Genomic DNA, 22,621 nt, shown 5'->3' on the forward strand with positions numbered 1-22,621 from the left:
TAAAATCAAGGAGTTGATATGTCTGCTCAAATTATACTGCCAAGAGTTATGCAGGTCGGTGCGGATGCAACTAAAGAGATCCCCAATATCCTTGCAGGGCTCGGTTGCACAAGACCACTGATTATCACCGACAAGATGATGGTACAACTTGGTTATGCCAGCATTATACAAACCCTGCTCAATGATAATGAGCTAAATGCTGATGTCTTCGACGACACCATTCCCGAGCCAACAGTCGCCTCCATTCAGGCAGGTGTTGAAAAAGCACGCGATGGTAATTACGACTGTATTATTGCTCTGGGCGGTGGTAGCCCAATTGATAGCGCTAAGGCAATCGGCATTCTCGCGCACTTTGGGGGAACCATGCGAGATTATAAATTCCCTCGCGTCGTAAACGAAGCCGGTCTGCCAGTCATTGCCGTGCCCACAACGGCTGGCACAGGATCCGAGGTAACTCGTTTTACCATTATTACCGATGAAACCAATGACGAGAAAATGTTATGTGTCGGTATCGGTTTCATGCCCATCGCCGCCCTCGTGGATTACAAACTCACCCTCAGTTTGCCACAACGCATTACCGCTGATACCGGCATAGATGCCCTTACCCATGCAATAGAAGCTTATGTCAGCCGTAAAGCAAGTCCTTACAGTGATAGTCAAGCGCTCGCGGCCATGAAACTACTGGCACCAAACCTTCGCAAGGCTTACCACAATGGTAAAGATGAACAAGCACGGGAAGCGATGATGCTTGGCGCAACCATGGCGGGGGTGGCCTTTTCGAATGCCTCCGTTGCCTTAGTACATGGCATGAGTCGTCCTATTGGGGCAGCATTCCATGTTCCACACGGACTGTCCAACGCCATGCTTTTACCAAGTGTTACCGAGTTTTCCATTCCCGCAGCACCAGATCGTTATGCTGATTGCGCCAAAGCGATGGGGATTGCCAAAGAAACAGACAGTGTTGACCAAGCAAACCAAAAACTGCTTCAGGAACTTCGCGACTTGAATAGTGAGCTACAAGTCCCCACACCTGAGCAATTCGGTATCAACCGTGAACACTTTCTAGAATTGATGCCCACAATGGCTCAACAGGCACTGGCATCTGGCTCTCCTGGAAACAACCCTAGAATTCCTAGTGACAACGAGATTGTTGAAATATACCGCTCTCTTTGGACTTGAAATAACAAACATTAATTTATTATTAAATAGGAAATAACATGAACACTATCGGACATTTGATCAATGGCAAAATAGTTGTTGAAGGCAGCCAAAGCCAGGATGTATTTAACCCAGCGACAGGAGAAGCGACTAAAAAGGTTGATTTAGCCTCTAAAAGCACCGTCGAAGAAGCAATTGCCTCAGCTCAGGCAGCTTACCCTGCTTGGCGCAACACGCCACCGATGAAGCGTGCACGAATTATGTTCAAGTTCAAGCAGCTTCTGGAAGAACATGCTGACAAGATCTGTGAACTGGTAGGCGAAGAGCATGGCAAAATCGTTCATGACGCAGCTGGCGAACTCCAGCGTGGTATTGAAAATGTTGAGTATGCCTGTGGCATACCAGAACTACTAAAGGGCGAATACAGTAAAAATGTGGGTCCTAGTATCGATTCTTGGAGCGAATTCCAACCTCTTGGTGTGGTTGCTGGTATTACGCCATTCAACTTCCCTGTAATGGTACCGCTGTGGATGTACCCTATGGCACTCGCTTGCGGCAACACCTTTGTCTTGAAACCATCAGAACGCGACCCAAGCTCAACATTGTTTGTCGCACAGTTGCTGCAGGAAGCAGGCCTACCAGAGGGCGTATTCAATGTGGTAAATGGCGGAAAAGAAGCGGTGGATACGCTGCTGACCGATGACCGAGTAAAAGCCGTCAGTTTTGTCGGTTCTACCCCCATCGCAGAGTACATTTACAGCACTGCTAACGCCCATGGTAAACGTTGCCAAGCCCTCGGTGGCGCAAAAAACCATGCCATTGTCATGCCTGACGCAGACATGGACAATGCGGTCAATCAACTACTTGGCGCGGCCTTTGGCTCCTCTGGTGAACGTTGTATGGCATTGTCCGTCGCCGTCGCTGTCGGAGATGCGGCTGCCGACCAACTCGTTAGTAAAATGAAAGAAGCAATGGTCAGCCTCAAGGTTGGAAACCATAGTGATAAAAGCAATGATTTTGGCCCCGTGATTACCTGCGCTCACAAAGATAAAGTGGTTGGTTATATTAATAGCGCAGAAGAGAATGGTGCCGAAGTGGTCGTTGATGGACGCAATCCTCAGGTGCCCGGATACGAGAACGGTTTCTTTGTCGGCGGTACGCTGATTGATCGTGTAACACCTGACATGTTGAGCTATAAAGAAGAGATCTTTGGCCCAGTCTTGCAGGTAGTTCGTGTTAAGACGATGCAGGAAGCAATGGATCTGATTGACGCACATGAATACGGTAACGGTACGTGCATTTTCACTCGTGACGGAGAAGCGGCCCGCTATTTCAGTGATCATATTCAGGTTGGTATGGTGGGCATCAACGTGCCGCTGCCAGTACCAGTGGCTTATCACAGTTTCGGTGGTTGGAAACGTTCCTTATTTGGTGACTTACATGCCTATGGACCGGATGCCGTTCGCTTCTATACTAAGCGTAAGACAATCACTCAACGCTGGCCCTCTGCTGGTGTACGGGAGGGTATCGAGTTCTCAATGCCGACTATGAAGTAACCTTGGCTGGCGGCTTTATAAGAGCCGCCAATTACAAAAAATAATGAGCTTAGTGGACGAGTATTTTTTTGTAGCGTTTCATAAAAAAGTAAATGATACTAAGCTCCGCTTTAGACTTTGTTCTGAGACCCCTAACAAATATGAAAAAGCGTCTCCCGCCTTTAAATTGGTTGCACTCTTTTGATGTTGCTGCTCGTCATTTAAACTTCACTCTGGCAGCCACAGAGCTAAACCTTACTCAAGCCGCCGTAAGCCAGCAAATAAGAGGGCTCGAATCACAATTAGGCTGCACATTATTTAAGCGCCTACCAAGAGGGCTTGAATTAACAGATTCTGGTCTTGCCTATCTACCAGTGATTCGTGATTCAATAGCACGCATGTCGGCTGCAACAGATGAAATATTCGGTCAGGTTCGACATCGCCCATTAACCTTAAAAGTCAGTTTAGTATTCTACACCTGCTGGCTAGTGTTTAGGCTTGCCCGCTTTCGTGAAGCCCATCCCAACATTTCTCTACGTTTCACCAGCAACATTTGGGTGAATGAGGTTGATCAAAAGGATGCGGACATGGAAATTCGTTATGGGCATGGTGACTGGCAAGGAATGATCTGTGAACGCCTAACTTGGGATCGCTTGATCCCCGTTTGCGCTCCAAAACTAAGGAGTTTGCAACGCCCTCCCGTTTCGGTTGAAGAATTATCACAATGTACGCTTCTGCATGTACTCGGATACGAGGAAGGTTGGGGGCATTGGCTTAACAAAACCGGATACGGGCACGTGGAAGCCGCTTCCAATATCCAGTTTGATACATTGATCTCCGCACTGGAAACCGCCGCACAAGGCGAAGGTGTTGCCCTGGGACGTTCGTCTCTCGTCGAAGGAATGCTGTCTAGCGGGAAACTCATCTCCCCCTTCGAACACAGCATAGAAACCTCAGAAGCCTTTTATCTTGCGAGGCCAATCAAACAAATCCCTCACCCCAATGCCGAAGCCTTCAGACAGTGGATATTACAGGAAATTGGGACAAGTCATGCACAATTAACAGGATGAACGTTAAATTTAGATACTGTTTGGCCAGCCAAGTTTTAGACGAAACGATGCTGTACCCTCTCAGGGAACAACGTAACCAATCCTAAGAGTTAGCCGTTAAGGCAGCAATCCACAATGGATTGCTGCCTTAATAGGTTATTCTCAATCTTTGAAAAACGTCACAATGGATTCGATCGGCCCACAAAGTTTGACACTGTGTTCCTCTTTCTGAAGGAAAATAAAGCCATAATTCTGCTAGAACATAACAAGATCATCGTCTTTGACATCAGCAAATAGTCCAACGACGCCCATGCTCTGCCTTTATCCTTATGAAAGATCAATTTTTGTCAAAGACTGAACATTAATAACATCAAAAGTTCTTCTATATGACACAATTTCTATATCAGTTACATCAACCTCGCCGTAGTCTTTATGACGCAAATTTGAAAGCATCTCATGACTTTCAGCAGGAAGGTCTAATTCAGAAGAAAACACCGAAAGGCTTGCATGGCAAGTATTTCTTAACTTACTGATAGATGTTTCAGGCCCCGATGTGACAAGGTTGCTTTGTTGTAACCTCTCAAAGAAACCTTGTCTGAGATCTGCTATATTAAAATCAGGAATGCCACACAAGATTAAACCGCTTTTAACACCAACTATCCCACGCAAGGAAATACGCATTCGACCGACATCACTAAATGTTGTTTTTAACACTTCCGCATACCGTTTTACTAAGTTATCTGACTCATAAACAGTTTGCCTGTAGGCTTCTAGCGACCTAAAAGTAACGTGTACATTGTTATCACAATAATAAAAATGATTTTCGCCAAGTAATGGTTTTAACTTATCGAGATCTCTCCACACTTCCAAAGGTATTTTGGGGCGAAATACGGCACTCACTCCCCATCTGCTATCTCCATCAACAGGTAAAGGATCTATATTGATTTGATTGTCTTTAATAAACTCATTGTTTGACTGATATATATGCTCATATCTTTCTTTAAAACTCATCATTGGCGATATTCCCAGAGAGTGGTATTCCATTAAGCAACGTTTTAAAACAACATCAAAGCTTACAAAAACGGCCAACGCCATCTAACCCAATCCAAAACCTACCCTTTTACCCCATGATAAACAACCACCAAAGCCATCGCCTGAGAGCCTTGGTTTGGTTTTATTATTTGTAATAAGAGATCCGCTCGACGTTGTCGTTTACCCAGTTTGGTGTGTGTAGCTGTGCGATTTACTGTTGCTTATTTTTCTGGGAAAGTGCGGATGGCTTGTACCGTGTCATTTAGGTCGCTGGCGGGGAGGACAATGGGATTGCTTTCCAGTTTCATGGCAGTGACGATGTTGTTGATCAATCACTTTCCTTGAGGGAATCGCTCTCGGCTTCCAGCAGGGCTGTGTCGGCTGAGGTGGCGGAAAGGTGTTTTTGCTCGTGGAGTTGTTTGGGGTCGATTAAGACTAGGCGCTATTTTTTATCTTGATACCGAAATTCTTTAACACCTAACTCATAGCCTAGCAAGCCCCGCGCGCGAAAAAACAAAATGTCGTTCTCTTCTTATGAAAGCGACACTTTATAGTAAAAGCCTTGTGTTTATTGGGCTAGAGCAAAACCCCTTAACAACTCAATGGCGGCATGTTGGCGGCAAATCACAAGTCTTTTTTGATGAATATGTTTTGTTTAGGCATAAAAAAACCACCCGAAGGTGGTATTTTTAAAGCTATACAGGATTTTTAAGTCATGACTCTCTTACTAAGTGTGTAAAACTTGGCACTGAACGATCAAGCTTTATTAGCAAGTCTTCGACTGTAAGCTCCGGGTCTTTATGTACGCGAGCAAAATTATCTAAAGCTTTCATGACACTATCTTTTTCATTAGTGAACAAGAAACACATCAATTCGTCTCTTGTCATCGTTCTAATGCCATACTCAGCCAATAATTCTGCTGGAAAATCTTTAATGTTATCTGTCGCAATAATGTTACAACCCGTCTTTATAGCGGCAGCGAGAACATGGCGGTCATCTGGATCAGGAAGCTCAAGCTGATCTATCAATGGTTCGTAATCTAAAACGTAACGATCAAAAAAGGAAGCCTTAATAGACTTAACTTGCCTGATAACACTGTCTCTGCCTTCAGGATGCTTACGATTTAAAGCATCAGACCATTCCGCATCTATCTTATCTGTCCAAAACAATTGAACTGAACACTCATCTAAATCAACCAAATTGAGAAGCATCATTCTCAATGGCTGTGAATACAAGACATTTGCATCCAATAAAACTTTATCACTCATGGTATTATCTTACATAGAATCTGACTCCTGTTCAAAGTTAGCAATTAAACTAAGGGTTTCATCACGCGACATCTTCGCGTTAGAAAGCTTTTCTCTGAATAACATCACATCTGCCATTTTTACACGGTGATGAGTGCCTACCTTCATAGATGGAATTTGCCCAGCCAAAATATAACCTGTTACTTTTGGTCGTGACATTCCAAGGTATTTCGCTGCAATAGCCGGACTAACCATTTGATTTGGATCAATCTGTTGCACTTCAAAGTTTTCACTGTTCCCATTTTTAGCCAATTGACTTAACACCTGAACAAATACATCAAGGGTTAGTGTTGGCACTTCAAATTCGGCTTTTTGGCCATTTTTTAGAAGCACATCAATTTTTAACTTGTCTAGATCCGCTTGGTGCTGTGTTAGATACTGTTGCGCTCTCATTATTGCGCTAACGTCCGGTTCAACATTTAAACGTTCCTTAATCATTCATAACTCCTTCCTCTAGCACTATGGAAGCAAGCCGAAGCTTAGAACTCTCAAATTTCCCAGAGGTTTATAATTTTCACTAAATCTTTGATAAATAATAACAAAGATCCACTACTACTTTATCCCACTTAGCTTTTAGCAGGTTAAGTTTCGCTCTTAGCTGGAGCTTTAATTTCCAATCATATTAGTCCTAGAGGCATCCAGCGATGCCAGCAAATTGTGTTACTCGTTTCAACACCTGTGGCACTAATAATAAGTGAAATAACTGAAAACAACAACTTAAAAATCAGATATTTCACTTGTGTTTTTTCAGGATATTCATTTCCGATTTTTCGACCAGAAATGAGGCGGGATTTCAGGAATAGCGAGCACTAGGGTAAAATGGCGCTATCACCCACTCACGGAAGGCATCATGCTCAAAATGCTCAGAAGCATCAACAAAGACCTAACTGAATTATTCTTGGTGCTACTCACAGGTGCCTTCGCAGGATCGATTTTTACCTTGGCCTACATTAAGTTTTTGAAGAAAGGCGATGTAACCTTTGCTGATATAGGTGGGATGCTGTCAGGGGCTGGGACAGTTGGACTTTTAGTATTAGCTTGTTTTACTGCTAGAAGCTGGAAAGAGCAAATTATTGAATCAGCAAAAAGAGACAGCTTGGAACAGTTCTATGTGGCTGGTACAAAAGCCTTTTGGACCATGATGCTTTTCCTTAGAAAGCTAGAGGATATTGAATATGCAAAGCGTCAAGGTAACCATCACTCAACTATGATTCAAGACCAAACAAGAGAAAAAAATTCTCAAGCTTGTGCCGAATATACACACGCAGTTGCAAAACTCGACTTGTCTTGGGAGGTTGGTGAATTCACAGGTATATTACCTATCGACGTCGTAAACCTTTTTAATAAAATCGAAGAACTACACAAAAAAGAGACTTTTACTATTTCATTTACAGAGTCAAAGAAACTTATAACAGGTTTCCAAAAAGAATTTCATAATAAATACAACTCTATTAAAAAACATCTATAAACCCCCAAAAATCCCTTAAACCAAGGGGGCTTTCGCCCCTTGCTCTTCCCTACTCTAACAATCATCCCCAAGGTGTCGGCCTGTGGCGTTTTTGACACGTTCGATGGTATGCGGGGTTGTTTTGGAGTTGGGCGACGGAGATTTGGTAGCAGCGGATGGTTTGGATCATGCCCATGATGTCGATGTATGGCACAACCACGACGTTTTCTTTGATGCCCAACGATAAAACGATGTCGTAAATGAGTTTGAGTTTTCGTCGTCTTAGATCGGGGCGGGTAAGGATTGTTGCACTGGTTCGGGTTGAAGAGGGCTAAACCGCCCTCTTTTTTTGTCTCATACTCATGATCGATTTTGTCATCGATTTAACGCAAGCAAAATGCCTTTAAAAAAAGACGAAAAACGGACTAACCCAGCCCTTATAATTTGGCTCGTTTGGAACAAGAATGGAACACAAAAACAAAAAAGGGCTTGCAAATAAATGTAAGCCCTTAATTTTATTACTAAATTCGGTGGTAGGACTAAGCAGATTCGAACTGCTGACCTCTACCATGTCAAAGTTTACTTACTTTTACCGTAAGACAATGATTATAAAAGAAAAATACACTTATTTTACGCTTTATTTTAATGCTATTTATTAACAATAGAATCAATTACTTAAAAAATACTTGGATAAGCAATAAATCAAGTGCAACCCATAAATTAATTTTTCGATATAGGCTATTTTGATAGTTAAATCGGGTATTGCGTTTTTATTCGATCAACAGCTTGAAGACCCAGCGTTCTTGCTACTTCTGCGCCTTCTTCATCACCTGCAGCACTTTTCCTCTGCGCTTCTAGAAAGTGAGGATCACTAATACGACGGTAAGCATCTTCTCGGCGTTTGAGTCGCTGCGCTTTCGCTTGCTCTTCTTCAAATTCTTTCTGCCTTAATAAGTCTTCCTGTGTTTTTTCATCCATCCCAAGACTTAGCATAAATTCTTGAGTTGTGTCTGTGTAGTTTTGTCCATCGTAGATGTATGTAAATTCGTTCATTATTAATGACCTCGATATTGCTTGTTCGCGCGGAAATCAAAGGAAAAGGGGGCAGTTACGCAAAGAAAGCGGAGCGAGACCCGAGGAAGTTGCTCGAATAGGAACGAGCATTATTCAATGCCAACGCCGCCGGGCCAGCATCGGACGTGTTGTACCAGTGGCCGCCGCGGAGCGGGAGTCGTTCACCCGCGTTTCGTGCGTAGATGGCGCCCTTTGAACTGGGTGCGGCATGCTCAACACCAAGTCGCCGCATTAGCTCATTTAACACATAGCTGGCGTCCTTTGTTACGTTACTGTTTAGTGCGCTGTAGCTGTATTGACTGCCGTCAGACTGTGAGACGACTTGGCTGTTTAGCTTTGGAGTGCCGGTCGCATTATCATAAAAAGCGGCTTGCGCGATCCAATCTGCTTCCGCAGCGGATGGATTATTGTCTAATGTGCAAATGATTTGGCCGTCAACGATTTTAAGCTGATCCACCCATTCCCACACATTGCCAACTAAATCGCAGACTCCGTAAGGCGAGCCATCGTGCGTCCATGACAACGGCCCTTGTCCCGTTTTTGTTCGACCATCGCCCGTTGTATCACCCGCTGCGCGCGCGTCAGTTCGTGTGGCATTTTCAAATCGAGAGTCATGCGTTCGGCCCCAGTACGTATTGCCGCGCATTTCTGCGTTGAACTTGAGAGATATTAGACGCAGGGCTTCCCACTCGTGCTGCGACATCATATGCCAGCCCGAACCTTTGTTTGTGCATAACGATTTTGCGGTGTCGAAATTAATATAGTTTCGAGGGATTGCCCCGCCAATGCTTGCAAATCCGCCAGTTGATAGTGTCGAGTTGATGTACTTTGAAATCATTACTTCGGATCGTGGGGCACCATTTGTTAAAAACGCAGTCATTGTGCCAGTGCCTAAATTAAGCTCTGGCAACTCTAAATCCTCGTAATTAAATCTAGGAATCACAACCATGATATTATCGTTCCCTTGTGCGTCGGTTATGAGAGTATTACGACCACCGGACGCTTTTTCGACTGCATTTCTGTAGCCCATGGTTGCTGAAATAGTTAGTGATGCGGTTTTATCTGCATAGTCATTTGCAAGACTTGATCGCTGTGCTGCTATTTCACGATCAAGTTTTACGAGCGACGCAAACGTATGCATCGTGCCGGATGCATCAGTGATCGAAACGTCCTTATCTTGTGTGACCATTTCTTCAAGAACTTGATGCGTTTTTGCTGCAAATTCATTTGTCTCACGAAGCGCTGCAATCCCTTCTAAAAATGGCGCGCCAGTAGGCTGCACAGCGGCAGGCTGATTAGTTACTGTCGCCATACTCCATGGTTTCGCAAGCGAAAGTGTGCTATTACCACTGCCATCAATAGATGTGCCGCTGGCGATTTCAGTGGGGGCTCCATTTACTATTAACGCCCACCCTGATTTAACACCAGACAGGTCTACGCTGCCGCCGACGGAGACGGTAACGTCCCCGAAAGCGACAGAAATAGACGGCAAATATAACCAATTAGCCATTTTAAACTCCAAATTTGATTAAGTAACTCTAAGAAGGCGCCAGCTGATATTGCATGGATCCAACGTCACGTTGTACGCACCATATACTCTAATTCTTAGATTAATGGTCGCTTGACTGTAGAAACGAGTTAATGGGATAACTTCTGCGGACACTCCCCATGCCGAAGTCGAGGGAGTATTTGATTGAACACCAGTATTGACAAAACCTACGGCAACACCCGTATAAAATTTGCTGCCGCTCCATGCGTTTGCCGGATACCCTGTATCAAGAATGGCATCATATTTTATCGTACCATCACCGCCTTGAACTCTCCCCAACGAAAATGTTCCGCTTGCCACGGTCATTTCACGCGATACAACAACGCCGTTAAACTCAGCTGATCCATTCTTCAAAATCCGCCAGCCCGATACACCAGGCGAATAGTTAGCAGACTGAATCACATCGCCTATTTTTGCATTCGTGATTTGTCCATCACCTATTTTTGCTGACGTAATAGCAGCATTAGCGATATGAGCATTTGTGATTTGTCCATTCGCAATATTTGCTGACGTGATAGCTGCATTAGCTATGTGAGCATTTGTGATTTGCCCGTTCGCAATTTTTGCCGACGTGATAGATGCATTGGCGATCTGCGCATTAGTGATAGCAGAGTTGACAACCTTTTCTGATGTGATCGTGGCATCTTTGATACTGGCACCATCGACAATCAATTCATTCGCATAGACTTGGTCACCCTCAACACGAAACGGCGTTTTTGTGCCGTTCTGCGTCTTGAACTTCATCTGATTTGCAATGAATTCAAGCGAGCTTCCATCTTCACCGGCATTGGCAAACACCCCTGCCAGCTGATCCCCATAAACCGCAAGCAAAGCGGCTGTTGCGGCGCCACGACCGTCTGCTTCTAGTATCGTTTGATACATATTCCCGGCTGATATTTCGACGGTTTCTCCAGCTGAGTTAGTGCCTGTCACTTTGACGTTTCGCAACGCTTCGGCAATAGACGAATTACCTCTCCATGTATTACCAGCGAGCTCACAAGATGCGGCTGTTTCATGGCTTGTTGGGTTGCCATTGGCATCAACACAATAGCCGATGGCAGCGCGGCGGTAATCGCTAAACTCGGCTTTATTCTCATCAACCACCACTTCTAACTCATCAACTGTTTGAGCCAGTGCTGTGGTTTCGCTGGCCACCGCTTTTGTCTCACTGCGAGCCAAAGCAATAGTATCGTTTTGCTTAAGCTGCTCACGAGCAGATGATGCAGCATTGGCGGCTTCTAAAAATGCATTTTCAGAAAGATCATCATTATCGACTTGAGATTGATGGGTGCTAACAATTTGCTGAGAGATAGACCCCGCCTGTGCATCGAGCGTTTGCTCAACTGCACTTACTCGAGCTCCATACTCTTGCTGTGTTGTCGATTGTGCGATTTGCGAAATCAATGCTTCAGCACCGTCAATCCATTGCTCTGCTGAATTGGCCTTGGTGACCGTGCCGTTTTCGTCAAGCTCCGTAAGCTTCGCAATGACGCTGTACTGAGCGTTCCAACTATCTAAAGTCTGCTGAACATCGTTTTGAGTTAGAGTATTTTGCTCATAAAACGTGGTGGTCACATAGTTAGACAATTGGCCGCTGACTGCATCAATATTTTGCTCTGCTGAGCTAACACGACCTTGGAGCCCTTCAATTGCTGCTTGTGCGGCAGTGCGCTTCCCTGCCTGCAAACTGTGGAGCTGATACATATCATCCGTGGTTTCACCCAAGATAATGCGCAATCCAGTGATATTGCTTGCTGTGTAATCCTCTACATCACCAAAATCAACAGTCACTGTGTACAGCTGGCCATCGTCCAATATTTCAGGAATGTCCATTTCATAATCGGACGAGTAGTCGTGCGAAGCGGTTTTATATTGGACTTTACCTGCCCACACTGCCCCACTTTCTCGCGCAATTGATAACTGAATAACATGGTTATCTGCGCCGCTGTAATCCATTGTCGCAGCGATATCGCCCAGCGTTAAATCAACCCATGCACCAGCGTTGTAAACTGCCGTGCCACTTTGCGCGACCCAGCCATCTAAACCAGTGTTAAACGTGGTGACGTAAGCCGGTTGAATGGCGGCAATAGCCCCCGCCACGGTTTCTGTTAGCTGCGTGAACGTTGCCCGCTGATTGATCAGCCCCGCTTGTACTGATAGCTCAGATTCAGCGTCGGTCAAGCGGTCGTTTGTGGTATCAATGCGAGAAGCTTGCAACGCGATGGCAGAATTAACCCCATCGATCAGCAATGACGCTTCACTGAACTTGTTATTAGTGTATTCGTAAGCACGATTTGTGATGGTTCCGTTTGACGGATCGATTTCAACAACGGCATTCAGGATGCGATAGTACTCATCGTTCTGACTGAGTTGATAGCGTTGCATTTCAGCTGCACGAGCAGCCGATTTAAACAACTGCTCAGCAACATCATCTGTCTCAACCTGCTGCTTTTGCACTCGTTCAGCCGCCGCTTTCGCGACTTGTTCAATGTCATCAGACAGTGATAAATCACGTTCTGTTAACTGGTTAATAGCATCAGCCACAGCATCATTTAACGTCGTAACAGTGTGAGCGCTTGACTCACCAAGGCCAAAGGCGTCGTAAGAGGCCAATTTGACGTAATATTGTGTTAATGGTGACAGGTCACCAATATCAAAGCGGGTTGAAATCCCGCTGTAAACCTGATTTTCGGTCACTTGTTCAACGGGAGAAACCGTCGATAGCCATGCTGTCATGCCCTTTGCATTAGCGGCTTTTACAGTGCGAACAATCAATGCATCAGATGATGGCGTGAACGATACAGAAAGCGGCGGCGCTGGCGCGGGTTTCTTAATCGATAAGCTTGCCGCTGGCCCATTGCTCAACGCGACGTTAACCGCACTGACGTGCACATCAAAATCGCGCGGGTAACCGATTGATTGAAATTGTGCGTTAGTGATCGTGATATTTTCTGTCGAAGACATCGTAGAAAAAATGACAAGATCATCTATAAGCAACTCAACACGATACGAGCGTAATGCAGCATGGTTGCTGACATGTGACCAAGACAAAGATAAATCCGCATCAAACTCACCGACTTGAACCAAGCCAGAAACAATCGGCAACACTGGCACAGAGTATGTCCAGCTGACTGACGAAATCGGCGTAGCTGAAACCTCAGAAAGCCCCTTTATATCAGCCCGATAATTACCCGCTGGCAGGTTTGGAACCTGCACATTATTATCAGTTACCGTATTAGACCAAGCCAAAAGGCCCGTTACAGTATTATAAATATCAATCTTATAACGAGTAACAAAAGCGGAATTTGACTCGTTCCAGCTTAAAACGCCCTGATAATTTGCATTATATTCAACGGCCGAAAACACCAAATTTTGTGGCGCTGGCAAGTTGTAAACATTGGGCAGTGTCGGCGTATAACCCGCTGAAATTTCAGTGAGATTGATCCAGCTATACAGGCTGGGGTCGTATTCTTTTAGCGTGAATTTATATTCGCCATCCGCTGTGACAACTCGTTTTTCAATAGAGAATAAAAATGATCCCAGTTGAGATGTCGTGACAGTCACCACTTGACCTGGTAATACCTTTCGCGCCTCTACCGTGGCACTAAACGAAATATTGAGCGATTTACGAGACTCGTAAACATAACGACGCGCATAATCCAGCGCCTGGTATTTGTTGGTGATCATGTCGGCGGTGACTTCGCCGTTCTTTTCAATACCGTTGTCTTCCGCTAATAACTGCTGATGTTCGGCGTCATCAGTAGGATAAACCACGGTATTTTCTTGCCAATTCAAATCAGGGTCGATAAACGTTACCGTAGCGCGATTGTATTTATCACTCGCCCCAGACGAGCCAACGCTAATATCGCCAACAATATTATCGTCAGTAAATTCAAACGAGGATTCGGTCGCTGAGCGAATGACAAGACGGTATTTACCCTCAGAATACGGCAGGCTTGCGTGCGCATGAGCAAGCAACGCTTTCATATTGTCTAAACGGCCTTTGCTCGTATCAATTACCGCATTGATATCAATAGGCTTATAGTGCTGACCAGCCCCTGCAAAGGTTTCCGCCGTGCGATCGGCTACGTCAGCGGCCACCTTGAAGGATTCGAAATCAATTTCATCATCAGGTACACGCTCACCAAATACATCGGAGCGCATATAAAATAAGATGGCCAACGCTGCATTGGAACTGAATTTCTGTTGCCCATCTCTTGGGTCATACAATAGCGCGCCATCAATAACGGCAGTCTGAGTCGGTAGGCTGGATATTTTTTCAGCGTTATAGGTGTATTTTGTAGCAGAGTAAGCCAGCCCAGTTAATTTATGGGCAGACGTCCAGATATTGCCAAGATTTGCAGAAAACAGTGCGTCTGCTGATTGAGTCCATGCACCAAAATGCGCACAGAAGCTCACATCCGGCGTTAATGAAAAGCGTGAATTATCAGAGACATTGTAACTATCAGAACCACCAAAGGCACTGGGCTTTTCGTCGTTTATTTCGATATCACGAATGCCTGAAATTGGCCCCTCTGCAAAGACCAAAACGCTGTATAAATCCGCATTTTTATTGCCTTGCGTGTGCAATAAAACACGAGTACCGCCACTTCGGCGCGTACCAATAATGACATTAATACTGGATGTTGCGGCGGTCTTGTTAAGCAAAACCCCTTCACTTGAAGTCGTCGCTAAATCGGTTTTTGGAATGTCTTGCTCTTTTACACCGAGAACAACACCGAGATTTTTAGCGGTATCTTCAACGACATCAACAACATTATGAACAGCGCGCTTTACTTCACGAAATATCTTGCTAAAAAAACCCATTAGCGGCCCCACTTCACATTTTGCTTCTCTTTTCCGGCATGCTCAAACCCTTTATCACCGGGTGCATAAACCTGTTGACTGGCATTGGTTGCAACACGACCGCCCTTGCTCTGCCAATCAATAAAATGACTAGAGCAAGAAAATTGAATAGTTTGCTGATCCTCGCCGTCTGTTTCTGTTTGCTCTGTTAAGCGGCCCCGAAAGACCACATCGACATCAGACTGAACCCCGTTTTCGTACCAAACGCGATAATAAGTAATGGGCAAATTAAGCCACTGCCCCGTGCGAACCAATAAAACAAGCTCAGGCGCACCGGCTAACGTCACATCGAATGTAGTGGTATTAAGCTGGTTTTCCTCTGTCACATCACCGATCTCAATCAGCAACGTTGAATCCGCTCGATACAGCTCAGAATTGAAGGTCACATCATGGCCGCAATCCGCCAGCAAAAGCGGCTCAGGGAAACCAATGCGAATAAGATTGATAAAATCGGACATAAGAAAAACCAACTGACAGGCACAAAAAAAGCCCGCCGAGGCGAGCTTTTAAAAGAAAAGAGATGAAACGGCTACAAAAACCGCAGTATGAATAATTTAACCCCACTAACTTCCCTTTTCAAGGAAATCATTGCCAGCTTTTAGGAATACCTCCATCCGAATATCCAACTACCACAAGACTACCATCTTTGATAGTAACTCTAGCTGCAAAGGCATTGTCGTAAATTACTGCGTACGGACTATAAAAAGACATAAGCCCAGGCAAATCCTTATCAAGCTTCTTTACTCCACAACGTGAGTTTTTAAGCGTTTTTCTGGTATAGGATGAGAGATTTTTATTGTTTTTAAATCTATTATAAATCTCAAAACATACATCTTTAGCCGTCCAGTCACTGGACAAGTCCACGCCATAAACATCCCTATCGTTTTTTGCCGACTGGTAGTAAAACGCTCCAATTGCACATATCACAATTAAAATAACTATCAGAAAAAGCAAAATCCGAATGATAATTTTCATAAAAACTCCCTTTTAGTAAAAGGGTCATAGTACTAAAAGGGAGTTTATTTTTACAACTTAATGGATCTTAGGATGTTCGCTATCCCATAACTGTTTAAGCTTTGTTAGGCCCTTTCCTGTCACCACTGTGGTGACAGATTGTTTTAATCCGTGCTCTGGATGTTGAAAGTTGCTAAGTTTCACATTCAGCAAGCCTTGCTCTATCTTCTGTTGGTATGGCTCGTTTCGTCGAGAAATCCAGCCAATATTGCGCAGAAAATCAAATAATCGCCGCTGGCCAGTGCCGATTATCTTAGCGGCTTCCCCTACACTGATCGCATCAGGTGAAATATATACTCGTTCGGCAAATTGCACCTTTGGCGCGTCTTGCTCTACTTTTGCTGAAAGCTGCTGGTTTACCTGCTCCAATTTTAAACGTTGCTCTTCGGATTCCATGGCCAGCTTGAGAATGTCCATCTTGCTTAACTGCTTGTCGCCCTGTTCGCTTGATTGCAACTGGTCGCGCATTTCAAAGAAGGCTTTAACCAGGCGTTTTTTAAACTCCTTTACCGTCTCATTATTGCGCATATAAGTCAGCAGTAGTGTTGCTTGCTGCTCATTGAGTATTGCAATTTCTCGTTGTTGAATACCGCCATTTGTTTCAAAGGGTCGGATTTCAAATCCAACCCTTCCAAACTCCTCAAAATCATCGGCATTCTGTCGAACTAATTTTATAACCGTGGCATGAGGGTTACCCACACCATCAGCGATGGCCAATGAAGTGGTCACCGGGCATCCATTTTGTTTAATAACAAGTGATTGCATCGTTTATCCCTCCATTCTAGCCAGTTCGGTTGCATATTGTGCTCTATGATCGTATTCGGCCTGCACAAAGGCCAAATCCACAAACACATCGCACCGCTTGGCAGATCGGTAAAGGTGTCGCTCTAAATAGCTAAAAAAGCCCACCCAATAGCCCTTTGTGGCGGTTTTGTCTTGAAAATCGATATCCCCCGCGATATGCCCCAGCACACCCGCCCCCACATTGTCGGGGTCGTCTTTTAGCTGTTGCAAGAAGTGTGCGGCCATTTCACGACCAAAGCGGTTGGCTTTTCGATAGTTGGAGGTAGGCATTACTGCCCAGTTACTGTTAGAAAGATTGGCGCCTGCATGGTCTAGAGATAAACCAAAGCGCGTTGGGTAAGATGCCATTCTGGCTTTTTTGATCATTATGATCTCCTTACATTTTTTCCGAATTACCCAATAACTGATTGGGTGTCAGGAGGTTCGAAACGGCTGTAAGACACCGCGAGTAGCTTTCCCCGAAGGTATTTTATGACTACTGCCCTCCCGACTTAACAGGAGATTATGCAAGTAATAAATTACAGACATAAAAAAGCCAACACTAACGGGGTTGGTTACTCATCCGCTTACAAGAGGTTTCGACGCCTCAAGATGGATACTAGGCAAGGTTTTTTAATATTGCAAGGTTTTATTTATTCCAGCACTTCTTCAAATTCGTCGGTTAGCTGACTGTTAACTCGATCTTGCTTCCACCCCATATCTTCTTTGGTGCGATGCAGTTTGATCGTTGGGGCAGCGTAATTGATAGTGTCGTTATTCACCGCTTTACGAAGCGGAGGCGCAAACGTCAATAAGCCGCCTTGGTGCTCTACAACCATATAAAGCTTGTTATGACCGCTAAAATTGAATACACCACCAACGGAGAAAGCCCCTTCAAAACCATTAATTGTTATTTTACTTTCGCCTGCCATTGCCACGCCATCCACAGCGATTGTGCCGCTTAATGCTGGGTGTTCACCCACCAATGGCAGACTAAGCACAGATTCGCCGTGCATGCCCTGCATGGAGACAAGCTTAGCATAAAGAGCTTGAGCCTCTCGGTTTTTCATTTTTACCCATGTCACACTCACTCGCCAATATTGACGCATGAGCGAGCGACTATAGCGCCGCCCTGAGCGGGATACCGTCTGGCTAGACGGGTCCACGCTGGTAAGCTGTACCGAGCTGATTTTTGATTCAATCATAACATTCTCTTACACCCTAACACCGGGTATGCGCCCTGAATTTTGCTTAGCATATTTACTCACGGCGCCAACCGTAGCATTTCGAAAACTCGACGAGTTAACAAACCGATTCAGTGTTGCATTGATTTGCTGACCAACGACTTGAGCCAAGGCGTTTGGGTCTTGAGACCCTGCTGCATCGATTTTGATATAGATGTCGCCAACACTCAGAACATTAGATGATGATGAGTTTAACGAGCTGGATTCATAAACATCACCCACTAAATTATTACGGTGGCGTGGGTCGTCCGTTGTTAAGATTTCCTCGCCCCGCATTAAAGTGGCATTGATTTCACCACTCTTTAGCATGGCGCCGAAGTTGTCTGACGCCTGCCCCGCGATCCCCCCAGTGTGGTATTTTTGGCTTTTAACATTCGCCATCTGCTCTGCACCGTAACCAATGAGTGCCGCCGATAAGATTCCGCCGACTATTGGCCCTGCAATTGGCCCAAGCTGCATCGAAGTTGCCCACGCATCCATAACACCCTCAGCAGTCGATATACCAATATTATATATAGCTGCCGCTTTACCGATCGCTGCGAGCTCTTTGTTCTTGCTGTCTGCCATTCCCACAAAGATATTAGCAAAGTCACGCTGCGCATCAATCCGTTCCTGATGCTCTGCTTTTTGAATGTCAGTCAGTTTTTTCTCATGCAGAGATTTCGCATTTTCTGCAGTTTTGTCATAGCTTGCTTGATCCGCCGCTGACCAGGCATTTTGATCAACCAGCGCCTGACGCTCACTCGCCATTTTATCCAGCGTTTTTTGATAATCTCGATTCTCATAAGCTTCTTTTGAAAGAAAGCTTTGAGCATACTGATCATCAATTTTGCTGAAATACGCTAACGAGCGTTCTTTTTGACGCGCTAAGCGTTCCTTATCTCGCTGTTCAGCCGCATCTTTAGCCTGTTGCTCTTTGCTTAGCTTTTCGTTGAGGGCATTCAGCTCTTTTTGATACTGGTCGTCTAGCTTAACTTGGTAACCCAGACGCAGCGCTGCTAGGCTTTTATACCCTCGCTTTTTGACCTCTTCTTCGGATAACACCAAGCTATCAACTTCGGCACGCCGCTTCACGTATGCATTAGTAATTTTCTCTTGTTCACTAGCGAGCTGAGTGTCAATCGTAGCAAGGGATTTTGCCCCTGCCGCTTCCTTGGCTTTTCGTATATTATCCGCTGCTTGCTGCTCAAGTTGACGGCGAGTTTCCACACCTTTTTGATATTCTGCCATGCCCTTTTGGGCGTTTTTTTTCTGTAATGCTTCAAGTGCATTCATTTGCTTAGTGACTGCCGCATATTCTTCCATGTATTGATCATGCATTAGCTTATTCTGAGCATCATTCGCTTTGTGCTGTAACTCTAGACGCTTCTGAAACAGTTTAGACAGTTTGACGCCAATTGGGTCTTCTGCGGTCGCGTCTACAGCACGAGCAATAATTTCATTCCAGCCTTTAACGACAATTTCAAAGCCTTTTGAGGCGCCTGTGGCTTTATTAATGTTTTCATAAAGCGTTTCAAAATTTTGTCCCAGTGTATCAAGAGACCCAGACAAACCTGACGCTTCACCAGCCCCCGTTCCCCCCACTTGCTTTTGCAACTCAGCCAATATGGTGCGCTGAGCTTCGGCCTTGTTGCCTGTTTCCACCATGGCTTTGATGGCGTCTTTTTGAGACTGAGTAAACGATACTCCGGCTCGAGACATAGCGGTTATACCCGCGATAGGGTCTTCTAATGCTTTCCCCAGCATTTTGGCATTACTCGCGGCAGTGCCACCCATTACAACAGCAAGATCTTGAGAAAGATTTACCGCTTCGACAAAGACACTTTTCTGCACACTTTTAAACGTCAGCATGACGTTTTGCGCTTCTCGAATGTCTTTTACGCTGGCCAACGTTGCAAAAGCCGTTTGTCGTGCCATTTGATCAAGCTGCTCAGCATTCCAGCCTGCCGCAAAGCCGGTTGCTCTTAGTATGGCCTGCTGCTTGTAAAGCTGCTGCTCCAAATCTTGGCCTGCACTAATGGCTTTCGCTGCGATCACACCCGTAGCAGCCAATGCCGCACCAAAGCCTACAACCGCCAGCGTCGTCCCATTTATTAGACTGCTGACAGAGGAAACACGAGAAGCAACACCACCAAAGGGGCCATCTACTACCGCAATACCCTGCGCCACACTGCGAAAGGACCCCGCAAGCGCTTCATTTCCTACCTTGGCATCGTTCGCGGCTTTTTTGTATTTAACGGTTCGCTTATCTACTCTATCAATTGCATCAAGAAAGCCGTTGTCATTGAGGGTAATCTCGGCTTGAATTTTGTCTATTGCTGCACCCATATTGACCTCTAATTCATACCAAAATGCGCTTTCGCTGCTTGCTCATGTTCTTCTAGTTCCATTTGCTCAATGATGTCAGGGTCTAATGTGCCACCGTTATCCATCATGATATGCGCGATCATTTCGGCCTTTTCACTTGCTGTTAAAATGGTATTGATTTGTCTTGGCGTGCAGCCCAATCGAATGGCTAGCTCTGTTTCGTAGCGCTTGATTGGGCTGCTGCGTAGTTTTTTTCCGCTTCTCGCACCGTATCAATACCAAAATCATTTAACTGACAGAGGCGGTGCATGTATTCGCGCAAAACGCCTTTTGATAGAATTTTGTTCAGTGCGTCTCGATCTTCTTGCGTTGGTACATAGCCTTGGCCTTCCATACCCACAATAATGACGTTGAGACCCGCTTCTATCATTTCTTCAATTTCCATATCACTTTTTGGGTAACGAACAGGCTGTACGATCAAATCCCATTCCGAAGCCACAAATTCGTGCATGGGAAAGACTTGCCCCTCAATTTCCGTGCTTCGCTTAATTGAAATGCGTTTAAGTGTATCGAGAGATTTCATGATATTTTCTCTAAAAGGATGTCTTTGAATAAAGAAAAGGCCGCAAACAGCGGCCTTTTCTTTAGGTGAATGCATTAAACGATGGTGCCATCAGTGAGCCCTAGCTGGGGTGTGGCTTTAACGGAGACTTTGCCAAAGTCTGATCGGGTTGGATCGGAATAATAAGGCTTAGACAGTAAAAATGTGCCTGTTTGCGTAAACCCCGTGGTATACACTTTACGAAGCTGAACTTCTTCATTCGCATTGGATTTATCAAGAAAGGCTTTTTGATCCGTATCACCTGGCATGTGCTTCATAGTGACGAGAATTTCTTTTGCTTTGGCATCCCCGGGCACGTACGTGTGATCAATTTCAGAGATGTCCGTATCGTCTTGAAAGTCTTGATCATATCCCCAGTCGCCAGACGAAGCGACGCCCTTTAGTAATCGCCACTCCGGGGATTCTGGTGTGCCATAATTCATTTGCAGCTCTGTGCCCGCACCGACTTTTGCTCTTTCACTCACTACTGTTGGTATCATGAGTTTCTCCTAGTTATAAATAAAGGGTGTATTGAATATCGAGCGAGGCGAACGCCTCACCTTGCTCTTCTGGGTATTCATGTCCAGCAAACAGAACACCGGACACCAGCGCATTAAGCGCCGCACTATTCTTGATTTGCTCAATGACTTGACTAGCAAACGATTCCAAAGCGGCATCGGTCGCAGGGTTGGAAATATAGACTCCCAAAACCATGGTTATCAGCCATGATTCACTCACACCATCGCTGTCATCATCGGATCGAGGCAGGCTAAGGGCGACAAATCGATCGTCTTTGATGTCATCTTCTGGAATTTTTCGCTGAGCGAACACGTCAACGCCCAGCTCTTCAATCGCGGCGACCAACGCCTCTCGAATTGGCTGTAACTGATCAAACATGGTGGACTCGCTTAGAGTTTAGACAGGCGGAAATTATATTCATGAGCAAAAAGACGCCGAAAATTGGCGTTATAGACTCGTCGTTGCACTTTCGGAAGCACCTTCTCAACGGTTGGCTGTATTTCAATACCTACTTTGTCCAATCGCTCTAAGTTTTTATATTTTGCCCAGCGGCCTTTTCCTTGCCGTCCTTTTTTTCCATTTCGCTCGAATACTTGAGTTTTACCGCCAACACCTTGGCGAATAAAGGCGTTGGGGTACGCCTTCTTATTCACTCTTAGCTGACGTTTGCGGCGCTGCCCTTGGTCCGGCATTGGGTTTCTTATTAACGCAACGAGACTAATGGGCCTAGCGTAGCCAATTTGAACAATTTTTAGCGTTCTGGCTGTTGATCGAGCCAAATAAACACGCTTACGAACTTGACCAACTGGCACCTTAGCTGACGCCGCTACCCCTTTTATAATACGAGTTCTGGCCAGTGCCCCCGTTTTGTTTAGTGCCGAAGACGCTGCGCGTCGCAGCTCTGTACCACCGATTCGTTTTAGCTTTCGCTGAAACTTATCGATACCTTTAAGTTTCATCGCCCGAAGCCTTGGTTTTCGTGGCTTTTACTGGGGTGGCCAACACTTCACTTGCCACCCCATTTTTAATTAACTTTCGGGCAACATGGTCAGATACGTTATGCTCACCCGCTTTTAGCGTCTCTACTTTGTCATTAATGATGACATCAGACGTGGAATGTAATTTAACTTTCATGA

General features: G+C 45.2%; 23 protein-coding genes. 6 read left to right on the forward strand and 17 right to left on the reverse strand.

The window, feature by feature from the left end:
* Nucleotides 1-18: 18 nt before the first annotated feature.
* The 3 genes from JHD45_RS13555 to JHD45_RS13565 all read left to right on the forward strand — a co-directional run bounded on the left by JHD45_RS13555 (nucleotide 19) and on the right by JHD45_RS13565 (nucleotide 3,763).
* Complete coding sequence (locus JHD45_RS13555; RefSeq protein ID WP_199477053.1) at nucleotides 19-1,179, forward strand: iron-containing alcohol dehydrogenase; 1,161 nt, start codon at nucleotides 19-21, stop codon at nucleotides 1,177-1,179.
* Nucleotides 1,180-1,217: 38 nt separating this feature from the next.
* Nucleotides 1,218-2,714 carry a CoA-acylating methylmalonate-semialdehyde dehydrogenase gene (locus JHD45_RS13560; RefSeq protein WP_199477054.1) on the forward strand — a complete coding sequence of 499 codons (1,497 nt, stop codon included), beginning with the start codon at nucleotides 1,218-1,220 and terminating at the stop codon, nucleotides 2,712-2,714.
* Nucleotides 2,715-2,854: 140 nt separating this feature from the next.
* Nucleotides 2,855-3,763 carry a LysR substrate-binding domain-containing protein gene (locus JHD45_RS13565; RefSeq protein ID WP_199477055.1) on the forward strand — a complete coding sequence of 303 codons (909 nt, stop codon included), beginning with the start codon at nucleotides 2,855-2,857 and terminating at the stop codon, nucleotides 3,761-3,763.
* A gap of 306 nt (nucleotides 3,764-4,069) precedes the next feature.
* Here JHD45_RS13565 and JHD45_RS13570 read toward each other — a convergent pair whose 3' ends face one another.
* The 3 genes from JHD45_RS13570 to JHD45_RS13580 form a co-directional block, all read right to left on the reverse strand.
* Nucleotides 4,070-4,837 carry a hypothetical protein gene (locus tag JHD45_RS13570; RefSeq protein ID WP_199477056.1) on the reverse strand — a complete coding sequence of 256 codons (768 nt, stop codon included), beginning with the start codon at nucleotides 4,835-4,837 and terminating at the stop codon, nucleotides 4,070-4,072.
* 650 nt (nucleotides 4,838-5,487) lie between these two features.
* A complete protein-coding gene (locus tag JHD45_RS13575; protein ID WP_199477057.1) occupies nucleotides 5,488-6,042 on the reverse strand; it encodes a PIN domain-containing protein in 555 nt (184 codons plus the stop codon).
* A 9-nt stretch (nucleotides 6,043-6,051) separates the two neighbouring features.
* The gene (locus JHD45_RS13580) at nucleotides 6,052-6,519 is read right to left on the reverse strand and encodes a helix-turn-helix domain-containing protein (RefSeq protein ID WP_199477058.1); all 468 of its coding nucleotides are present in this window, start codon (nucleotides 6,517-6,519) and stop codon (nucleotides 6,052-6,054) included.
* Nucleotides 6,520-6,931: 412 nt separating this feature from the next.
* Between JHD45_RS13580 and JHD45_RS13585 the strand changes: the two genes are divergently transcribed.
* Together JHD45_RS13585 and JHD45_RS13590 are read left to right on the forward strand one after the other, a co-directional pair.
* On the forward strand, nucleotides 6,932-7,549 hold the full coding sequence (locus tag JHD45_RS13585; protein ID WP_199477059.1) for a hypothetical protein: 618 nt from the start codon (nucleotides 6,932-6,934) through the stop codon (nucleotides 7,547-7,549).
* Between the two features lie 82 nt (nucleotides 7,550-7,631).
* Nucleotides 7,632-7,775 carry a hypothetical protein gene (locus JHD45_RS13590; protein WP_199477060.1) on the forward strand — a complete coding sequence of 48 codons (144 nt, stop codon included), beginning with the start codon at nucleotides 7,632-7,634 and terminating at the stop codon, nucleotides 7,773-7,775.
* Nucleotides 7,776-8,278: 503 nt separating this feature from the next.
* On the opposite strand, the gene JHD45_RS13595 is transcribed toward JHD45_RS13590, so the two are convergent.
* A complete protein-coding gene (locus JHD45_RS13595) occupies nucleotides 8,279-8,581 on the reverse strand; it encodes a hypothetical protein (protein WP_199477061.1) in 303 nt (100 codons plus the stop codon).
* Nucleotides 8,582-8,636: 55 nt separating this feature from the next.
* Nucleotides 8,637-9,914 carry an SUMF1/EgtB/PvdO family nonheme iron enzyme gene (locus JHD45_RS13600; RefSeq protein ID WP_199477062.1) on the reverse strand — a complete coding sequence of 426 codons (1,278 nt, stop codon included), beginning with the start codon at nucleotides 9,912-9,914 and terminating at the stop codon, nucleotides 8,637-8,639.
* Between the two features lie 25 nt (nucleotides 9,915-9,939).
* Between JHD45_RS13600 and JHD45_RS13605 the strand changes: the two genes are divergently transcribed.
* Entirely contained in the window at nucleotides 9,940-10,134 is a 195-nt protein-coding gene (locus JHD45_RS13605; RefSeq protein ID WP_199477063.1) for a hypothetical protein, read from the forward strand.
* On the opposite strand, the gene JHD45_RS13610 is transcribed toward JHD45_RS13605, so the two are convergent.
* The 12 genes from JHD45_RS13610 to JHD45_RS13665 all read right to left on the reverse strand — a co-directional run bounded on the left by JHD45_RS13610 (nucleotide 10,131) and on the right by JHD45_RS13665 (nucleotide 22,619).
* Nucleotides 10,131-14,978: a phage tail tip fiber protein gene (locus JHD45_RS13610; RefSeq protein ID WP_199477064.1), complete on the reverse strand. Its 4,848-nt coding sequence runs from the start codon at nucleotides 14,976-14,978 to the stop codon at nucleotides 10,131-10,133. The two genes, JHD45_RS13605 and JHD45_RS13610, sit on opposite strands and share 4 nt — an antisense overlap.
* Nucleotides 14,978-15,475 (reverse strand): hypothetical protein, encoded by a 498-nt coding sequence (locus JHD45_RS13615; RefSeq protein ID WP_199477065.1) that lies wholly within the window; start codon nucleotides 15,473-15,475, stop codon nucleotides 14,978-14,980. Before JHD45_RS13615 ends, JHD45_RS13610 begins: the two co-directional genes overlap by 1 nt.
* Before the next feature lie 127 nt (nucleotides 15,476-15,602).
* Nucleotides 15,603-15,992: a hypothetical protein gene (locus JHD45_RS13620; protein WP_199477066.1), complete on the reverse strand. Its 390-nt coding sequence runs from the start codon at nucleotides 15,990-15,992 to the stop codon at nucleotides 15,603-15,605.
* Between the two features lie 57 nt (nucleotides 15,993-16,049).
* The gene (locus JHD45_RS13625) at nucleotides 16,050-16,796 is read right to left on the reverse strand and encodes a phage antirepressor KilAC domain-containing protein (RefSeq protein WP_199477067.1); all 747 of its coding nucleotides are present in this window, start codon (nucleotides 16,794-16,796) and stop codon (nucleotides 16,050-16,052) included.
* A gap of 3 nt (nucleotides 16,797-16,799) precedes the next feature.
* Nucleotides 16,800-17,201, reverse strand: coding sequence for a hypothetical protein (locus tag JHD45_RS13630; protein ID WP_199477068.1), 402 nt, complete (start codon nucleotides 17,199-17,201; stop codon nucleotides 16,800-16,802).
* Nucleotides 17,202-17,467: 266 nt separating this feature from the next.
* Nucleotides 17,468-18,019, reverse strand: coding sequence for a hypothetical protein (locus JHD45_RS13635; RefSeq protein WP_199477069.1), 552 nt, complete (start codon nucleotides 18,017-18,019; stop codon nucleotides 17,468-17,470).
* A gap of 9 nt (nucleotides 18,020-18,028) precedes the next feature.
* Nucleotides 18,029-20,386: a phage tail length tape measure family protein gene (locus tag JHD45_RS13640; RefSeq protein WP_199477070.1), complete on the reverse strand. Its 2,358-nt coding sequence runs from the start codon at nucleotides 20,384-20,386 to the stop codon at nucleotides 18,029-18,031.
* Nucleotides 20,387-20,573: 187 nt separating this feature from the next.
* A complete protein-coding gene (locus JHD45_RS13645) occupies nucleotides 20,574-20,948 on the reverse strand; it encodes a hypothetical protein (protein WP_199477071.1) in 375 nt (124 codons plus the stop codon).
* A 74-nt stretch (nucleotides 20,949-21,022) separates the two neighbouring features.
* The gene (locus JHD45_RS13650) at nucleotides 21,023-21,466 is read right to left on the reverse strand and encodes a hypothetical protein (RefSeq protein WP_199477072.1); all 444 of its coding nucleotides are present in this window, start codon (nucleotides 21,464-21,466) and stop codon (nucleotides 21,023-21,025) included.
* 13 nt (nucleotides 21,467-21,479) lie between these two features.
* The gene (locus tag JHD45_RS13655) at nucleotides 21,480-21,863 is read right to left on the reverse strand and encodes a hypothetical protein (protein ID WP_199477073.1); all 384 of its coding nucleotides are present in this window, start codon (nucleotides 21,861-21,863) and stop codon (nucleotides 21,480-21,482) included.
* A gap of 11 nt (nucleotides 21,864-21,874) precedes the next feature.
* A complete protein-coding gene (locus tag JHD45_RS13660; protein WP_199477074.1) occupies nucleotides 21,875-22,444 on the reverse strand; it encodes a phage tail protein in 570 nt (189 codons plus the stop codon).
* Nucleotides 22,434-22,619 (reverse strand): hypothetical protein, encoded by a 186-nt coding sequence (locus JHD45_RS13665; RefSeq protein ID WP_199477075.1) that lies wholly within the window; start codon nucleotides 22,617-22,619, stop codon nucleotides 22,434-22,436. Before JHD45_RS13665 ends, JHD45_RS13660 begins: the two co-directional genes overlap by 11 nt.
* Between the last annotated feature and the right edge of the window lie 2 nt (nucleotides 22,620-22,621).

This window comes from Marinomonas spartinae, from assembly GCF_016461715.1.
GTDB classification, from domain to species: domain Bacteria; phylum Pseudomonadota; class Gammaproteobacteria; order Pseudomonadales; family Marinomonadaceae; genus Marinomonas; species Marinomonas spartinae_A.